This window comes from Asanoa iriomotensis (assembly GCF_016862515.1).
In the GTDB taxonomy this organism is placed as follows: domain Bacteria; phylum Actinomycetota; class Actinomycetes; order Mycobacteriales; family Micromonosporaceae; genus Asanoa; species Asanoa iriomotensis.
Window position 1 is genome coordinate 19759 of sequence record NZ_BONC01000055.1, and the last position, 16702, is coordinate 36460.

At 71.9% G+C, this 16702-nt stretch carries 14 protein-coding genes; 9 read left to right on the forward strand and 5 right to left on the reverse strand.

All coding sequences use genetic code 11. The features are described from left to right. Positions 1-57 precede the first annotated feature (57 nt). Positions 58-1041, forward strand: a complete 984-nt coding sequence (locus Air01nite_RS29870) for a hypothetical protein (protein ID WP_203706681.1) — start codon at positions 58-60, stop codon at positions 1039-1041. Here the strand turns inward: Air01nite_RS29870 and Air01nite_RS29875 are convergent. Both Air01nite_RS29875 and Air01nite_RS29880 read right to left on the reverse strand, forming a co-directional pair. Beyond that, complete coding sequence (locus Air01nite_RS29875; RefSeq protein ID WP_203706682.1) at positions 1034-1483, reverse strand: nuclear transport factor 2 family protein; 450 nt, start codon at positions 1481-1483, stop codon at positions 1034-1036. The two genes, Air01nite_RS29870 and Air01nite_RS29875, sit on opposite strands and share 8 nt — an antisense overlap. Positions 1484-1542: 59 nt before the next feature. Continuing rightward, positions 1543-2454, reverse strand: coding sequence for a LysR family transcriptional regulator (locus Air01nite_RS29880; RefSeq protein ID WP_203706683.1), 912 nt, complete (start codon positions 2452-2454; stop codon positions 1543-1545). 61 nt (positions 2455-2515) lie between these two features. On the opposite strand from Air01nite_RS29880, the gene Air01nite_RS29885 reads away from it, so the two are divergent. After that, on the forward strand, positions 2516-3376 hold the full coding sequence (locus tag Air01nite_RS29885) for an oxidoreductase (protein ID WP_203706684.1): 861 nt from the start codon (positions 2516-2518) through the stop codon (positions 3374-3376). On the opposite strand, the gene Air01nite_RS29890 is transcribed toward Air01nite_RS29885, so the two are convergent. After that, on the reverse strand, positions 3373-3573 hold the full coding sequence (locus Air01nite_RS29890) for a hypothetical protein (RefSeq protein WP_203706685.1): 201 nt from the start codon (positions 3571-3573) through the stop codon (positions 3373-3375). The genes Air01nite_RS29885 and Air01nite_RS29890 overlap by 4 nt on opposite strands. Before the next feature lie 151 nt (positions 3574-3724). On the opposite strand from Air01nite_RS29890, the gene Air01nite_RS29895 reads away from it, so the two are divergent. Both Air01nite_RS29895 and Air01nite_RS29900 read left to right on the forward strand, forming a co-directional pair. Then, on the forward strand, positions 3725-4108 hold the full coding sequence (locus Air01nite_RS29895; protein ID WP_203706686.1) for a DoxX family protein: 384 nt from the start codon (positions 3725-3727) through the stop codon (positions 4106-4108). 90 nt (positions 4109-4198) lie between these two features. After that, entirely contained in the window at positions 4199-4558 is a 360-nt protein-coding gene (locus tag Air01nite_RS29900) for a hypothetical protein (RefSeq protein WP_203706687.1), read from the forward strand. Between the two features lie 52 nt (positions 4559-4610). On the opposite strand, the gene Air01nite_RS29905 is transcribed toward Air01nite_RS29900, so the two are convergent. Next, positions 4611-5012, reverse strand: a complete 402-nt coding sequence (locus Air01nite_RS29905) for a hypothetical protein (protein WP_203706688.1) — start codon at positions 5010-5012, stop codon at positions 4611-4613. Between the two features lie 374 nt (positions 5013-5386). Here Air01nite_RS29905 and Air01nite_RS29910 point away from each other — a divergent pair, with 374 nt between their 5' ends. From Air01nite_RS29910 to Air01nite_RS29925, 4 genes are read left to right on the forward strand one after another with little or no spacing between them, the layout of a single operon-like run. Continuing rightward, entirely contained in the window at positions 5387-6250 is an 864-nt protein-coding gene (locus Air01nite_RS29910) for a hypothetical protein (RefSeq protein ID WP_203706689.1), read from the forward strand. A gap of 7 nt (positions 6251-6257) precedes the next feature. Then, positions 6258-11405 carry a WD40 repeat domain-containing protein gene (locus Air01nite_RS29915; RefSeq protein WP_203706690.1) on the forward strand — a complete coding sequence of 1716 codons (5148 nt, stop codon included), beginning with the start codon at positions 6258-6260 and terminating at the stop codon, positions 11403-11405. A gap of 9 nt (positions 11406-11414) precedes the next feature. Further along, complete coding sequence (locus Air01nite_RS29920) at positions 11415-13394, forward strand: CHAT domain-containing protein (protein ID WP_203706691.1); 1980 nt, start codon at positions 11415-11417, stop codon at positions 13392-13394. Between the two features lie 35 nt (positions 13395-13429). Continuing rightward, positions 13430-13894 carry a trypco2 family protein gene (locus Air01nite_RS29925; RefSeq protein ID WP_203706692.1) on the forward strand — a complete coding sequence of 155 codons (465 nt, stop codon included), beginning with the start codon at positions 13430-13432 and terminating at the stop codon, positions 13892-13894. Positions 13895-13913: 19 nt separating this feature from the next. On the opposite strand, the gene Air01nite_RS29930 is transcribed toward Air01nite_RS29925, so the two are convergent. Continuing rightward, positions 13914-16250, reverse strand: coding sequence for an AbfB domain-containing protein (locus Air01nite_RS29930; protein ID WP_203706693.1), 2337 nt, complete (start codon positions 16248-16250; stop codon positions 13914-13916). Between the two features lie 224 nt (positions 16251-16474). Here Air01nite_RS29930 and Air01nite_RS29935 point away from each other — a divergent pair, with 224 nt between their 5' ends. After that, positions 16475-16702, forward strand: coding sequence for a hypothetical protein (locus tag Air01nite_RS29935; RefSeq protein ID WP_239091058.1), 228 nt, complete (start codon positions 16475-16477; stop codon positions 16700-16702).

The following is a 16702-nucleotide window of genomic DNA, read 5'->3' on the forward strand; positions in this document are numbered from 1 at the left end:
ATAGTTGTTCAGGAGATCATCGGGGCGCTCCGCCCCAGGCGGGAACCAGGCCCGGCGGTGCCGTTGCGGCATGCCGTCGCCGTCGGCGCCGGTCCCCTGTTCATCGCGCTGCTCATCGGCGTCGCGTTCATCGCGGCGTTCGTCGGCGCGCTGCACAACCCGCGGCCGGTCGACGTGCCGGTCGGGGTCGTCCGCGGCGACCAGGCGGCGGAGTCGCTCATGGCCGCGGTGCGCGCGCAGGGACCGCAACTCCTCGCGGTCGTCTTCGACGACCGTGCCGCCGCCGACCACGCCCTGGACCGGCACCAGGTCTACGCGGTGCTCGCCGGCGGCTCGTCCGGGCTGTCGCTGACCATCGCCAGCGCCGCCGGGCCCGGTGCCACGATGGTGATCACGGGAATCCTGACGGTGGCGGCGCAGCGCGCGGGTGTGCCGCTCGCCGTCACCGACGCCGTGCCGGTCGATCCGTCCGACCCGCGCGGCGTGGTGCCGTTCTATCTCGCTGTCGGGCTGGTCATCGGCGGCTACTTCGGCGGCATCGCGCTCAGCCTGGCGCTGGGCACGGTGCCGCGGAACCTGTCGCGGACCGGTCTGCGGGTCGGCGCTCTCGCCCTGCACGCCGCGTTGCTCTCGCTCGCGGGCACGCTCATCGTCGGTCCTGGCCTGGGCATCTGGCACCAGCACCTGTTCGCGCTGTTCGGCGCCGGGACGCTGCTGGCGTACGCCGCCGCCCTGTTCGCCGCGGCCGTGCAGAGTTGGCTCGCGCGCATCGGGACCGCGCTGATCGTGCTGTTGCTGGTTGTGCTCGGCAATCCGGGGTCGGGCGGGATCTACCCGCCCGAGTTCCTGCCCGGCTTCTTTCGCGGAATCCACGAGTGGGACATCCCGGGGCTCGGCGCCGACCTGATCCGATCGGTGATCTACTTCCCGGACGCGGCCCGCTCGCCGGCGGTCAAGCTCGCGATCTGGTGCCTCGGCAGCGTGATCGTGCTGCTCGCGGCCACCGCCGCGCTCGGCCGGCCCCGCTCGCCCATCACCTGACGTATCGGCCGACCACGTCGCGGATCAGGCCGTCCTGGATCAGGTACGCGTACGTGAAGCGCTCCTGACCGCCCGAGCGCGTCGTGAAGGTGTAACTGACGACCAGCCGGTCTCCCTCCCAGCGCTGTTCGCCGGGCGCGTAGCGGCCACCCGCGTCGAGCACCTCGGGCCCGAGGAAGGTGTCTATGATCGCGGTGCGGTCCGGGTAGATGCGGCCGACGCTGTCGAAGCGGGCGTCGGGCGCGAACAGGGCCGTGACGGCCGTGCGGTCGCCGGCGTTGGCGGCCTCGGCGAAGCGCTGGGCCACGGTCTCGGCGCGGGCCTGGTCGACCGGCTGGCTGGCCGCCGGCTGGGTCGCTTCGTCGGGCCCCGGTGCCGGTCCGGTGTCGCATCCGGTGGCGAGGAAGAGGGTCAGGGTTGCGGCGATGAGGGCTGGTCGCATGCGGCGATCCTGGGTGCCCGCCGGCGCGGGCGTCCAAGACCTGTGTCCATAACCGACGGCTATGAGGAACCGGTGGCCTGGGCGACCGCGGTGCGCAACGCGCGCAGCAGCGGCCGGTCGTCACCTTGCCGCCAGGCCAGCACCAGCCGGGCCGGCGGCAGGCCGGTCACCGGGCGCAGCGCGATGTCGGGGCGCTGGAACAGCGCCGCGTTGCCGGCGGCGAGCAGCACCACGCCGAGGCCGGCCGAGACCGACTCGGCGGTCTCCTCCGATGTGGACACTTCTCCCCCGATCCTGGGCGGCCGCCCGCCGCGCTCGTCCAGCGCCAGCCAGAAGTCGCGGAGCGGGCCGGCCTGCGCCGGCAGGGCCAGGAACGGCTCGTCGAGCAGGTCCGCGAACGCGATCTCGTCCTCGGCCGCCCGCGGGTGCGCCGCGGCCAAGGCGACCAGGCGGTCCTCGGTCGCGACCGGTGCGTACGCGAAACGCTCCAGGTCCGGCAGCGGCAGCCAGACGAACGCCGCGTCGGACGCGGCCTCGCCGGTCGCCGCCAGCCCGCCGGTCGGGTCGCTCCACGGCACCTGGCGGAGGCGCAGGTCGGCGTCGGGGGCGGCGGCCGCGAACCGCGCGCGTACCGCCGGCAACAGCGACCGTCCCACGCCCGTGCTCATGCCGACCACCAACGTTCGCGCCTCCTGTGCCGTGGCCACGGCCACGTCCGCCTCGGCGGCGGACCACGCGCTCAGCACCGCCCGGGCGCCCGGCAGCAGCGCCTCGCCGGCCGCGGTCAGCCGCACCGTCCGCCGGTCCCGCTCGAACAGCGGCGCCCGCAGCTGCGACTCCAGCGCGTGGATCTGCTTGGAGAGGGCCGGCTGGCTGACGTAAAGGGCCTCGGCGGCCCGGGTGAAGTGCAGGTGCTCCGCGACCGCGACGAAATAGCGCAGGTCGCGCAGGTGCACGTCGGCGATGGTCATGCCTCCTGGTTATCACAACGGGTCTTGGACGGAGGCCTGGACCGGGGGCAGCGTGGTGGTCATGAACGTATGGCTGATCACCGGCGCCGGCAGCGGCCTCGGACACGCGCTCGCGACGGCCGCGGCCGACGCCGGGCACGTGGTCGTGGCGACCTCGCGCCGGGTCGACGCGCTGGCACCCCTCGTCGCGGCACACCCCGACCGGGTCGAGGCGGTCGCCCTGGACGTCACCGATCCCGCCGCCGTTCCGGCCGTGGTGGCCGACGTCGAGGCGCGGTACGGGCGGATCGACGTGCTGGTCAACAACGCCGGGCGGGGCCAGGTGGGCGCGGCCGAGGAGACCACGGACGCCGCGCTGCGGTCGCTGTTCGAGGTGCACGTCTTCGGCCCGGCGGCCCTCGTGCGCGCGGTGCTGCCCGGCATGCGCGCGCGGCGGTCGGGGGCGATCGTGCAGATGTCGTCCTACGGTGGGGTGGTCGGCAACGCCGGCTTCTCGGCGTACTGCGGGACGAAGTTCGCCCTGGAGGGTTACTCGGAGGCGCTCGCGGCCGAGGTGGCGCCGCTGGGGATCAGGGTGCTGATCGTCGAGCCCGGCAACTTCCGGACGGGGCTGCTCGGCTCGCGGATGGTGGACAGCGAGCAGATCCCCGCGTACGCGTCGACGGTCGGCGCCACCCGGGCGTTCCTGGCGGCCTCGCACGGCACGCAGGAGGGCGATCCGGCGCTGGCCGCGGCGGCGATCCTCGAAGCGCTCGCGGCATCGAAGCCGCCGTTGCGGCTGCCGCTCGGTCCGGACGCCGTCGACGGCATCCGCGCCCACCTGGCATCGGTCATCGACGAGGTGGACGCGTGGTCGGGGGTCTCGCGCGCGACGTCGTACGCGGACGGCTCTGGATCGTCCCGGCCGTTGCCGCGACCTTAACCGCTGCGGCGGCTGCCGTAGTTGCGCGGCGGCTGGTATGAGCCGCCCTTGCCGGTGAAGCCCCCCGCACGCTGCTGGTGGGTCGGGGCGCCCTTGCCCTTGGCCTTGCCCTTGGCCCGGCGCTCGGCCCGGTTGGCGAAGGTCGGGGTCTCCTCCTCCGCGACCTCGTCCGGCGCGGTGCTCTCTTCGTCGGACATGGGATCTCCCTGCTCGCACGGTGTGGTTCAACGAACAGCCTAGCTGTCTCGGTGTGCGGATCCGGGCTCACCCGGCCGCCCCGGTCGGACCGCGCTGTGACCTGGGTTACGGCCGTTCATGGGGCGTGAGGCTCCTTCGTCTGTGTTTGACATGAACCTCGCCTTGTGGATCGTCACCGGAATCCTGGCCGCCGTGCTGCTGGTCAGCACATCGAAGATGTACGTGCCGCGGGAGCGGATGGCCGCCGTCGGGCGCGCCGCCGAATGGGTCATGGACTTCAGCCCCGGCGCCCTCCGGGCGATCGGCGCCCTCGAGATCCTGGCCGCGGCGGGCCTGATCCTGCCCGCGGTCCTGGACATCGCGCCGGTGCTGGTGCCGGTGACGGCGATCTGCGTCGCGCTGCTGTTCACCGGAGCGGCCATCATGCGGTTGCGCCGCGGGGAGCGGGCCACGATCGCGCCGGACCTGCTCTACCTGGCCCTGGCGGTCTTCGTGGCCTGGGGCCGGTTGGGTCCGGCGCCGTTGCACGGCTGACCCTCCACATTGTCGCGCGCCCCCTTAAGCAACCTTCCAGGCTGCTGGTGGATGCTGTGGTCCAACGAGGCGGGCGGGACGGTGATGTGAGTGACGCCAGGCGGGGGCGCGGCCCCGGCGGGGCCGCCGCGGGTCGGCGTGAACGTCGCACTCGCGGTGTTGGCGTTGCCGCTGCTACCGATCGGTTGCCTGTCCGCAGTCGGGCTGTTGCTGTCGATGGCACCTTCCGAGCCGTGCCGACCACCGTTCGTGGACGACCCGTCGAAGTGCGGCGCCGACCCGTGGGCGGTCCTCCCGTCGGCACTGCTGTCGTGCGCGTACGTCCTGGCCGCCGCGATCGTGGCGATGCGCACCAAGCTCCCGACGTGGCTACGCCTCCTGGCCCTGGCCCTGGCGCCGCTCGCCGCGGCCCCACTCGTCTGGTCACTCTTCTTCTACCGCCCGTATTGACGCGGGGGAAGTCAGACTCATCTTCCGCTTGGCGGCTGCGGCACTGGCGAGTTCAGGTGGATGTGGCCGGTGCCGGGGTCGACCGTGCGAACCAGGACCGCGCCGCCGGTCTCGTCAGTAGCACGGCGATGGCGACGGCAACGGCTGTCTGGCCCAGCATCGACAGAATCCACCAGCCGGTGAACGCGGAGAAGAAGATGACGCCGGATGCGAGGTTGAAGGCGACCAGCACCAGAACCAGCGCCCGCGCGACCGAATTTCCCCGCCAGAGCCCGACGGCGAGCGCTGCGAACGAACCCGCGACCAGCACGTCGATCGCGACCCAGGTCACCGGCCAACGCGCGTATCCCGCAGGCAGCGTTCCCTGTGCGGCTGCCCATAGATCACTGGCAATCGGGTAGACGACGAATCGCAGCGTGTAGAGGGCAAGACCGATCACGACCGGTCGTGGCATCCGGCTGCCGAACCTCCTAACCACCGTCGTAGCCTACGGGTGCGGCACGGTCGGGTCAGAGGTCGATGCGTTGTTCGATGGCGGCGGGGTCATCCGGTTCGCCGAAGCGGAGAGTGGCGTGGGCCGGCCTGGCCGGGAAGGCTCGCAGCTGCGGCTCCATCGCGGCGAAGAGTCGGTTGGCGTCGGGGCCGTAGGTGTAGAGGACGGCTTCACCGCCACCGGACTCGTGGCCGTCGAGATCTTGACGTCAAACCGTTGGGCCACGGTGGCGGAACACTACGGGGGTCGGGCCGGCTCGCCCGGGCGATCTAGGCGTTGGCCGCACGCGGGGTGACAATGGGTGCTCGCGGTATGACCCCAGGGAGGCCCGCCACGTGGCACGCGTCGTGTTGGTTCACGGGATCGGGCAGCAATACTCGGGGCCGGAGTCGATGCTCGCCGCGTGGCTGCCGCCGCTGCAGGATGGGTTGACGCTTGCCCAGGCCGCGGGCCTGGTCCAACGCGAGGACGTCGCCGCCGCGTTCTATGGTGACCTGTTTCGCCCGCCGGGTCGGCCGCTGTCGGGTGTCGCCCCGCCGCCCTACACCGCCGCCGACGTGACCGCCGACGAGGCCGCACTGCTCATGCTGTGGTGGGCGGCGGCCGCCGAGGGCGACCCGGCGGTGGTGCCGCCGGCGGCGCGGACCCTCGGCCGCACACCAGCGTCGGTGCAGGCGGCCCTGCGGGCGCTGAGCGGTTCGCGGTTCTTCGCCGGGCTGTCCACGCGGATGATGATCGCCGACCTGAAGCAGGTGAGTCGCTACTTCGGCGACGACGGCGTGCGTGAGCAGGTCGGCCAGCGGCTGCGGGCCGTGATCGGACCCGACACCGCGGTCGTGGTGGCGCACTCGCTGGGGTCGGTGGCCGCTTACGAGACGCTGTGTGCCCTGGCCGGCCACCCGGTGCGCGTCCTGGTCACGCTCGGTTCCCCGCTCGGCATCGCGAATGTGATCTTCGAGCGGCTCAGGCCCGCGCCAGACGGCGGGCTCGGTCGATGGCCCGGCGCCGGCGACCTCGCGTGGCACAACATCGCCGACGCCGGCGACGTGGTGGCTCTGGTCAAGGACCTGCGCGGGCCGTTCGGTCCGGCGGTGCGCTGCCACATTATCCACAATGGATCGAGCGCGCACGCGGTCGCCCGCTACCTGAATGCCGCCGAGACCGGTGCCGCGGTGGCCGCGGGCGTCCGGGCCGGATAGGAGGGTCGTGGGCGACTCGGACGGTGGTGGCCGCCGCTACCTGATCGCGACGGCGGTGACCCGTTTCCCGCACGCGCCGGACCTCGACCGGCCGGAGCTGGTCGAGTCGCGCAACCAGGTGGTGGACCTGTTCACCGGCCGGTTGGGCTACACGCACGTCGCCGACCTCGGGCTCGACCCCACCAAGGACCAGCTCCGCGTACGCCTCAACGAGTTCTGCCGCTCGCCCGAACGCACCGAGGACGACCTCGTCGCCGTCTACCTGGCCACCCACGGCGAGGTGCTCGACGAGGCCGGTTTCGAGCACGTGCTCATGCTCTCGGACACCGACCCCGACAACCCGGTCACGGCGCTGCCGACCGTCGACGTCGCGCGCGCGATGCTGCTCGGCACCCGCGTGCGCCGCGTGCTGCTCATGCTGGACACCTGCTACTCGGGCCAGGGCGGGCACGACCTCACCGCCGCCGCGGTGCAGCGGTTCGCGCAGCGGTGGGGGTCGATACCCAACGCCGGCTTCGTCGTGCTGGCCTCGGCCCGGCCCAACGAGGCCGCCGCGCCCAACGCGTTCCCGGCGCTGTTGCGCAACGCCGTCACGGCGGAGGCGACGGCCGGCGTGTCTCCCGCGGCGCTCGACATGGGCGCGCTCGTGCAGAGCATGAACGTGGACCCGGCGCGGCCGCCGCACCAGCGGGTGAGCTGGAACAGCGTCGGGCTCTCGGGTGCCGTTCCCGCGTTCTTCCCGAACCCCAACCGCGGTCAGGCGGACGACGCGCGGGCCAACGACGTGGACCGGCACGTCGCCCAGGTCGTCGAGTGGCAGGACCGGGCGGCGCGCAGCGAGCGTGACTACCAGGAGCGGTTCCTGGCCCGCACCCGGGCGAGCCAGGGCGACGGCTGGTGGTTCACCGGCCGGCACGCGGCGCTCACGGACCTGACGACCTGGTTGACGACCGCGTCCGGGCCCAGGGCGATGGTGGTGACCGGCGGCCCCGGCTCGGGCAAGACCGCCGTGCTCGGCCTGCTCGCCGCGCTGTCCAACGCGGAGCGCCGCCCGACCGTCCCGGTCGACAGCCTGCGCCTGCCGGCCACTGCCGTGCCACCGGTCGGTGCCATCGACGCCGCCGTCTACGCGGGCGGCCTGGCGGTCGACGAGGTGCTGGCCACCATCTCCGCCGCCCTCGAGGTGGACGCCGGCACTGTGGGCACGTTCCTGGCACGGCTGCCGGACCGCGAGCGCCCGCACGTCCTGCTGGTCGACGCGCTCGAGGAGGCGATCGACCCGCACGGGCTGATCACGAAGTTGTTGCGGCCGCTGGTCGAGAAGGGCGCCGGGAAGGTCCGGCTGCTGCTGGGCACCCGGCCGCACCTGCTCGGCCTGATCCCGGGTGCGGAACACGTCGATCTCGACCGGGACTACGCCGATCCGTCCGCGATCCACGAGTACACGGTGCGGGCGCTGCTGCGGTCGGCGCCGGACAGCCCGTACCCGGGCGCCGGAGCCAAGGTGGTCCGCGCGATCGCGGACGCCGTCGTCTCGGCCGCCGGCAACTCGTTCCTGGTCGCCGGCATCACGAGCCGGATCCTGGCCACGAGCGAGAAAGTCCCCGATCCGGACGACGTGGCCTGGCGGTCGAGCCTGCCGAAGCTGCCGGGCGACGCGATGGCGCGCGACCTCGCCCGGCTCGGCGAGCATGCGGCGCGGGCGCGGGACCTGCTGTTGCCGCTGGCGTTCGCGCAGGGGCAGGGACTGCCGTGGGAGGACGTCTGGGCACCGCTGGCGTCCCGGCTCAGTGGCCGCCGCTACACCGACGAGGACCTGCTGTGGCTGCGCCGGGCCGCCTGGTCATACGTCGCCGAGACCGAGGAGCGCGGGCGCTCGGTCTACCGGCTCTACCACGTGGCGATGGCGGAGTACCTCCGCGAAGGCGCCGACCCGGCGGCCAGCCACCGCGCGTTCGTCGACGTGCTGACCGCCCAGGCGCCGCGGACGCCGGACTTCGCGCTGGACTGGGCGCACGCGCACCCGTACACCTTGCGCAATCTCGCCACCCACGCCGCCGCCGCGGGTGTGGTCGACGACCTGGCCGGCGACCGCGAGTTCCTCGTGCACGCCGCCGCCGACACGTTGATCCCGGCGCTGCGGAGGGTGACCGAGCGCGATGCCAAGGTGTGGGCCCGGGTCTACCAGACGTCCGCACACCTGCACCGGGACGTGGCGACGCAGCGCCGGCGGCAGCTCCTGGCGGTCGACGCGGTGCGGCTCCGGGCGGCCGACCCACCGCGGGTCGCGGAGTCCGTGGCCGACCTCGTGCCGCGCTGGGCGACGAACGGGCTGACCTCGGCCGCGCTCCACGGCGTCCTGGCCCGCGCCAACTCGGCACTCAACGCCGTCGCCTGCGCCGAGGTCGACGGCAGGCCGGTCGTGGTGGTCGCGGACGGCCACCTATTGACCGTCTTCGACCTCGCGGCCGAGGTTCCGCTCAGGCGGCTGAAAGCACGGCACGGCGAGGTGGCGTCGGTCTCCTGCGCTGTGGTCGAGGGACGCCCGGTCGCGTTCAGCACACACGCGTACGGCGACGTGGTGATGTGGGACCTGCGCACCGGAGACGAGATCATCGAGCTGCGGGGCCACTGGGACCGGGTCTGGTCGGCTGCCTGCACGGAGATCGACGGCCGGCCCGTCGTGGTGACGGGCAGCGCCGATCGCACTGTGCGGGTCTGGGACGTGTCGACCCGTGCGGAGGCGCCCGCCGAGCGATGCATCGGGATCCTGCATGGCCACACCCGGTCGGTGCGTTCGGTCGCGTGCACGACCATCGACCGTCGGGCCGTCGCGGTGACCGTGGGCTGGGACGGCACCGGCCTGGTCTGGCTGCTCGACCGGCACGAGGCCGCGATCGGGCGGCTGAGCGGACACATCGGCCGGGTGACGGCGGTGGCCTGCACGGTGATCGACGGTCAGGCGGTCGCCGTCACCGGCGGCCGAGACCGCACGGTGCGGCTGTGGACCCTCGCCCGGCAGGACGACGGTGAGCTGAGCACACCGTGGGGGCGGGTGCTCGCGGGTCACACCCATCGCGTCTGGGCGGTCGCCACGACCGAGATCGACGGCCGGCCGGTCGCTGTCACCGGCGGCACCGACCGGACCGTGCGGCTGTGGGATCTCCGCGACGGCACGCATCTGAGCACGTTGACCGGTCACACCGGGCGGGTCACGACGGTGGCCACGACCAAGCTGGACCACCGGCCGGTCGCGGTCACCGGCAACACGGACCGCACGGTACGCGTGTGGGACCTCTCGACGATCGACACGAACACGTCCGGAGCGAAGCTGTGGGCGGTCGCCGGTGGCGAGTTGGAGGGTCGCGCCATCGCTGTGACCGGCGATGTCGACGGATCGGTCGCGGTCTGGGATGTGTCCACCGGTGCACGTGTCAGAACCTTGGGCGCACAGAGCGACCGGGTCACGGGGGTGGCCTGCGTCGACGTCGGCGGCCGCCCGACAGCGGTGTCGGTGGGCAGCGGCGGGGAGATCGTGGTCTGGGACCTGACGTCCGGAGAGTCCGTCAGAAGACTGCGCCACTACTCGGTGTCCGTGTGGTCGGTCGCCTGCGGCATGGTCGGCAAACGCCCGGACGCTGTTTTCGGGGACGGTATGGGCAGGGTGTTCCGGATCGACCTGGCGACCGGCAAGATCCACTTCGTCGGGAGTCATGAACGGGCCGTCTGGGCGGTCACCTGCAACACCCTGGCGGGCAACGACATCGCGGTGTCCATCGGCGACGACGGCGACCTGCGGATCTGGGACCTCGGCCGGTCCCGTCTCGTGCGGTCCTTCCCGGTGGCGCGCCACCGGGTCTGGGACGTCCGGTGCACGTCGGTGGACGGTGCGAAGGTCGCGGTGCTGGCCTCCGCCGACGGGGTCGTGCGGGTGTACGACCTGGTGGACCGCGGGTTGACCCGCGAACTGCACGGGCACACCGACTCGGTGCAGGGGATCGCGGCCGGATATGTGGACGGACGTCCGATGGCCGCGTCCGCGAGCCTCGACGGTACGGTCCGGCTCTGGGACCTGTCGGCCGGGCGCTGCGCCGCCGTCCTCTCCGGGCACAGGGACAAGGTGTGGGCGGTCGACCTCGTCAGGTCCGACGGTGAGATCCGGATCGTGTCGGCCGGCGACGACCGGCGGCTGCGGATCCACGACCCCCTAGCCGGGCCGAGCACGGCACACCACAACGACGTCACGGCCGTCGCCTGCGTGCCCGCCGCGGGCCGGACGGTGGCGATCACCAGCGCGGCCGATCGCACGCTGCGGTTCTGGGACGCGGACACCGGGCACAGCCTCGCCACCGCGGTGCCGCGCACCACGGCGGCGACGGGGATCGTCACCGCCGACGTGGCGGGCCGCGCCATCGCGGTGGTCGCCGGTCCCGACGGGCTCGAGGCCTGGGACCTGGCGCTCCTGCGCCCGCTGCGGCGCACCGCGCTGCGCCCGGAACACGGCCGCCGCCAGGGCGGCACGATCGCGGTCGCGGCCGTCGTCCACGACGGCGATCCGGTCGCGGTCGCGACGACCGGTGACGACACCTTGCGGATCTGGAATCTGCGCACCTGGCAGACGTCGATGGTCGCCGAGGCCGGCGGCCACGTCCTGACCGCGGTGGGCGGAATGCCGACCGCGGCGGGCCTGGCCGTCGTCAGCGGCGGCACGGACGGCACGGTCCGGCGCCGCATCCTCACCGGCGAGCCAGCACGTGCCTCGACCCTCACCACGCTCGCGCGGCACGGATCCCGGGTCACGGCCGTGGCGTGCGCGCTCGTCGACGGGCGCCCGTTCGTAGCGTCCGTCGACACCGGATCGACGATCCACGTGCACGACATCGCCACCGGCGACACGGTCGCCACCCGTATGGCGTCGCACGGCCGCGTGAACGCCATGGCCTGGGCGACCGCTGGCGGCCGTCCGGCACTGACGCTCGGCGACGACGACGGCATCGTCGCCCTGTGCGACCCGTTCTCGCTGACCGCGCTGACCACCTACCAGTTGCCCGGCGCGGTCCGCGCGGTCGCACCCGGCCCGGCCGGCGGGCTGCTGGTCGGCGTGGGCCACGAACTGGTCCTGCTGCGACCCTCCACACCGTCCTCCAGCGGCTAGCCTGGACCGATGTCCGACGCCTTTCAGGTCCCGTTGATCGTCGCGGCTGACGCCGACAAGCCGCGGCTGGCCGGGATGATCGGCGATCTGCGGGCCGAGTTGCTCGCCTCCGACATCGACGCGACGACCATCCGCCTCATGGTGCCGCCGCCGGCGCAGCGGTCCGGCCCGGCGGCAGCGGTCGCCGGGCTGGCGCTTGCGATCAAACCTTCCGCGGCGGGCATCCGCCTCCTGGTGCGGGTGATCGCCTCCTGGCTGCGACGCCAGCCCACCGACGTCACGATCGAGATCGACGGGCGGAGATTCTCCGGACACCTGACGGGTGGGGACCACGAAGCGCTGGTCGAGGCCTACCTGGCCCGCATCGCGCCGAGGGAGAGCAGCCGCCCGGTCGTCCCCGTGGACGCGGAGCCCGTGGGCGCGTTGCCTTTGCATCCGCCCGACGACTGGGGCACACCGCCGCTGGATCTGAGTCCGGGTCGGTACTGGCCCGCCACGGTCACACAGCAGAGCACGCCGCCGCAGTCGTCCGGTGGTTCGGCGAAGCGGCTGCTGACCGGGAGCATTCCCGCACGGGCGCCGCTCGGCGACGAGATCAGTCTCATCGTGCGGGTCGTGCTGGAGGACTCCCCGAACCTGGGACCGTTCGCCAGCGCGCTCGCCGCGTTCGACGTACCCCCGGGTGGTGCGGAGCTGACCGTCGTTCTGGAATCGCGGGCCGGGCTCGCGCCCGTCGGGCCCGTGCAACAGCGGCTCCTGGTGCCGCCGGTGGGTGACTCGGCGCCCGTCCGGTTCGCGCTCCGGTCGACCGACGTCGGGCTGCACCCGCTCACCGTCACGGCCTGGGCCGGCGGCACCTACGTCGGTGCGCTCGAGCTCCAGGTGTCGATCGGTCGCGACACGGCGGTCGTCGACAGCGGCGCCCACGCCGCGGACCTGCCCGCACTGTCCGGCCGCCAGGGTGAGGCGACCCTGCAGGTCCTGGTCAACAACGGCCAGTACATGTTCCAACTGCTGGCCGGCGACGACCTCTTCGACACCGTCCCCGGTGACAAGCTCACCGAGGACCCGGCCGCCGCGGTGCAGCGGGCCCGCGACGCCCTGGGCCGGATCGCGCGTGGTGCGCGGGCCAGCGGCTACACGGCCCCGAACGCGGTCTCGCTGATGCGCAACCTGGGCGTCGGCCTGTGGGACGCGATGATCCCGCGTGAGCTGCAGGAGCAGTTCTGGTCGATCCGGGACCGGATCACCATGTTCACCATCGCGTCCACGATGGACGCCGTGCCCTGGGAGATGGTCTACCCGAAGTCCGCGACCCACGACTACGGGTTCCTGGTGGAGCAGTTCCCTGTGCTCCGGCGGATGCACCGGCACCGGTCGCCGCACATCGGCCTCACCGACGCCCGCTTCGTCGTGCCACCGGGTGCGCCCTCGAACGCGGACGTCGAGGTCGAGCGGATCCGGAGCGTGCTCGGCGTGCCCGAAGACGGCCGGACCATCGTCGACCTCGAGCAGCTCCTCGGGCTGATCGAGTCCGGCGACGCGGGTCTGCTGCACTTCGCGTGTCACAACGCGTTCGACGCGGCGGCGGGCTCCGCGATCGGGATGAACGGCGGGGCCTTCGTACCCGACCTGCTCAACACCGCTGTCGTGGCGGAGGCTCTGCGTGAACGTGCACCGCTGGTCTTCCTCAACGCCTGCACGAGCGCCGCCGACGTGCCGCGCTACACCGACATGATGGGGTTCGCGAGCCAGTTCATGAAGGCCGGCGCCGGTGCGTTCGTCGGCACGCTGTGGGACGTGCGCAGCGAGCCGGCGGGGCGGTTCGCCGAGGACTTCTACGCCCGCCTGCGGACCGTGCCGCTGGGTGAGGCGGCCTTCGCCGCGCGGAAGTCCCTGCGGGAGTCGGACAGCGCCGACCCCACGTGGCTGGCGTACACCATCTTCGGCGACCCCGCCGCCATGTCCCGATCCGGAGGAACGCCATGAAGCCCTTCCAAGGAACCGTCCCTGCCGAAGAGCTTGTGACCGAGATTCAGAACGCTGTCAAGACCGCCAACGTCAGCGGTAGTACCTCGCGGGACCTGGTGGTCCGGTCGGCCCAGCTCACCCTCAACGTCGTCGCGGCCAGCAGCGGGGGCGGGAAGATCGACTTCCGCGTGCCGGTCATCGGGCTGAAGCTGAGCCTCGGTGCCAAGGTGGCCCGCACGGACACGCACACCATCACGGTCACCCTCGTCCCGCCGGAGCCGGACGAGCACGAGGTGCGCACCGGCGAGGTCTCCCGCGTGCTCGTCGAGGCCATCGAGACCATCCGCCGGATCATCGGCGCGGCCGCCGACGGTCCCGAGCGGATGGTCATGGACAGCAGCTCGGTCGAGTTGACGTTCGCGGTGACCGAGGAGGGCACGATCTCCCTCGGCGTCGACGGCGAGCTGCGCGACGAGCTGACCCACACGGTCAAGCTGGAGTTCGGCCCGGCCCGGTAGGTGGTGCGGCGCCGCCGAACTACGGCGCCCAGGGTGACGCGATGTTCCATGTGCTGTCGGCCGTCCACAGCGAAGGCGAGTTGTAGGCCGCGCCGCCCGCGCCGTTCGACAGCCAGACCTCCGAGTTGTAGTGGCGGAGGTACGAGCCGCGGAAGTTCCACGACTCCAGGGAGACGCCCGAGCCGGTCAGAGCCGTCCGGGCGCACCAGGTGGCGTCCGCGCGGAGCAGGGCCGAGCCGTCGTTCGGCGAGTTCTGCACGCGGGAGTTGGCGTGCCGCAGGAACTGGCCCGGGAAGTTGACCGACTCGAACGAGTAGCAGGAGGCATCGGCCAGACCAGGACGGATCGTGTACGTCGCGTCGTTCTTCAGCAACGCCGGCGACGACGCCGTCACCACCTCGGTGTAGGCCAGGCTGTTCTGGTGCCGGAGGTACCGGTTCGTGTAGCCCGGCGTCGTCACCTGGAGCGACCGCCGTTGGTTGACCGGCAGCGTGGTCGGTGACAGCGCCGGCAGCGCGCGCGACGCCGCGATCAGCGCCTGGTTGGCCGCCCGCACGCGGTTCTGGTCCATCTTCACCACCTGGCGGTCGTACGTGACGAAGCCGTTCAGCTCTCCCTCCAGGTCGGTGATCTCCGTGTAGATCGCCGCCGACAGGCCACGGCCCAGCATCAGGTTCTGGACACCGGCGACCAACCCCACGTAACGGTCGGTCAGAGCCGTCGCGTTCGCCTGCCACTCGTACGCGAAGAAGTTGCCGCTCGGGCTCCACTCGTGGCCCGGCGTGTGCAGGCCCAGCCCGCCGAACTCGCCCAGCACCGCGATCCGCGACGACGCCAGCGGAGAGTCCGGGCCGAGATACACGTGCCAGTCGTCGATGTCGCCGTTGCCGGGGTTGCCCAGCGACTGGCAGCAGTTGTAGCCACTGTGGACGTTGACGAGCCGGGAGGGATCCAGCGCCTTCACCCCGGCACCGACCCGTTGCGTGTCGGCCAGCGTCCGCTCGCCCCAGCCCTCGTTGTAGACCGTGTAGGCGACGACCGACGGCGACGAGCGGTGTTCGTTGACGATCTCGGTGGCCTCCGCCTCGAACTGGGCCTGTTGCGCCGCGTTCGGGTCGATGTTCTGTGCGGTCAGTGACGGCACGTCCTGCCAGACCAGCAGACCCAGCCGGTCCGCGTGGTAGAACCAGCGCTGCGGCTCCACCTTGATGTGCTTGCGCACCATGTTGAAGCCCAGGTCCTTGTGCTTCTGCAGGTCGAAGGCGAGCGCGGCGTCGGTGGGCGCGGTGTAGACGCCGTCCGGCCAGTAGCCCTGGTCCAGGGTGCCGGTCTGGAAGACGAACTGGCCGTTCAGCAACGGCCGCCGTACCCCGTTGACCAGGCCCGTGGTGATCTCCCGCATGCCGAAGTAGTGCATGGTCTGGTCCACGAGGGCGCCCGAGCCGTTCCGCAGCGAGACGCGAAGGTTGTAGAGGAACGGATCGTCCGGCGACCACCGCCGCGCGTTCGGCACGGGCACGGAGAACTCCGCGAACCCACCGGTGGCGGATCCGACCACAGTGGACCCGTTCATGGCCTCGGCCAGCACCGAGAAGCCCGAGACGGAGCCGCGCGTGAACACGCGTACCCGAATCGTGTTGTTGGAAGGGTTCGGGTACAGGTCGACCGAGCTGATCGACGCGGCCGGGGTCGGCTCCAGCCACACCGTCTGCCAGATGCCCGAGCTTGGCGTGTAGAAGATCCCGTCGGGCGTCTTGGTCTGCTTGCCGATCGGCGGCAGGCTCCCGTTCTGCCGGGTGTCGCTCGGATCCCAGACCTTCACGACCAGCTCGTTGGTGCCGCCGTTCAGGCGGTCGGTGATGTCGAACGTGAACGCGTCATAGCCACCCGTGTGCCCGCCGACCTGCTGGCCGTTGACCCACACGGTCGCCTGGTAGTCGACGGCGCCGAAGTTGAGCTGCACCCGCCGCCCGGCCCACGACGCCGGCACGGTGAAGGTCCGCCGGTAGAACAGATAGTTCCGGTTGTCGCCGGGCGCGCGCATCACCCCGGACAGCGCTGATTCGACCGGGAACGGCACGTTGACCCGCTCCGGCAGGTTGGTGTTGAACTGCGGTGCGTCGTCGGTGGCCGACTGGCGCAATTGCCACTCGCCGTTGAGGTTCTGCCAGTCGGGCCGGGTCAGCTGTGGGCGCGGATATTCCGGCAGCGGGGTGCCGTTGAGCGCCTGCGCCGTCCACGGGGTGGTCAGTGGCGGCGGCTTGGCCGGTGCGCCCTGTGCGGCGCTCGGCACCGCGAGCATACCCACGACCAAGCCCAGGAGAGCGACGACAGAGGTACGACGGGACGGTTTCATACCTGCTCCGTGATCTCTAGAGGCCGAAACGGTTTCGGTCGATGCCTTGTAGACATCGATGACCGGCTGTATAACGTTATAGAGCCCGACGGACTCGTCAGTCAATGGGCATACATCAATATCTGCGTCTCCATTGCACCGCCCGCCAACGCGCAAGAGGAGATCGACACGACGGCACGGTCGATCCGCGACGCAAGGTCAACGCGACGGCGTGCAAGGACTACGTGGCGTTCCTCGGCTCGAACTTCTTCGAGCAGGGCAAGCGCGCCGCCGACGCGATCAAGGCCACCGGTGGCACCGGCAAGGTGGCGATTCTGCTTGCTTCGTCCGGGAATAACGTAACTAGTGACCGCACCAAGGGTTTCGTCGACCAGTCGGTGGTCAGCGGCGCCTTCCTGGTCGTGGTGGTGGTGACGCAGAGCTGTCTCAGCCGGATCCGCCGGCTGCGGTGA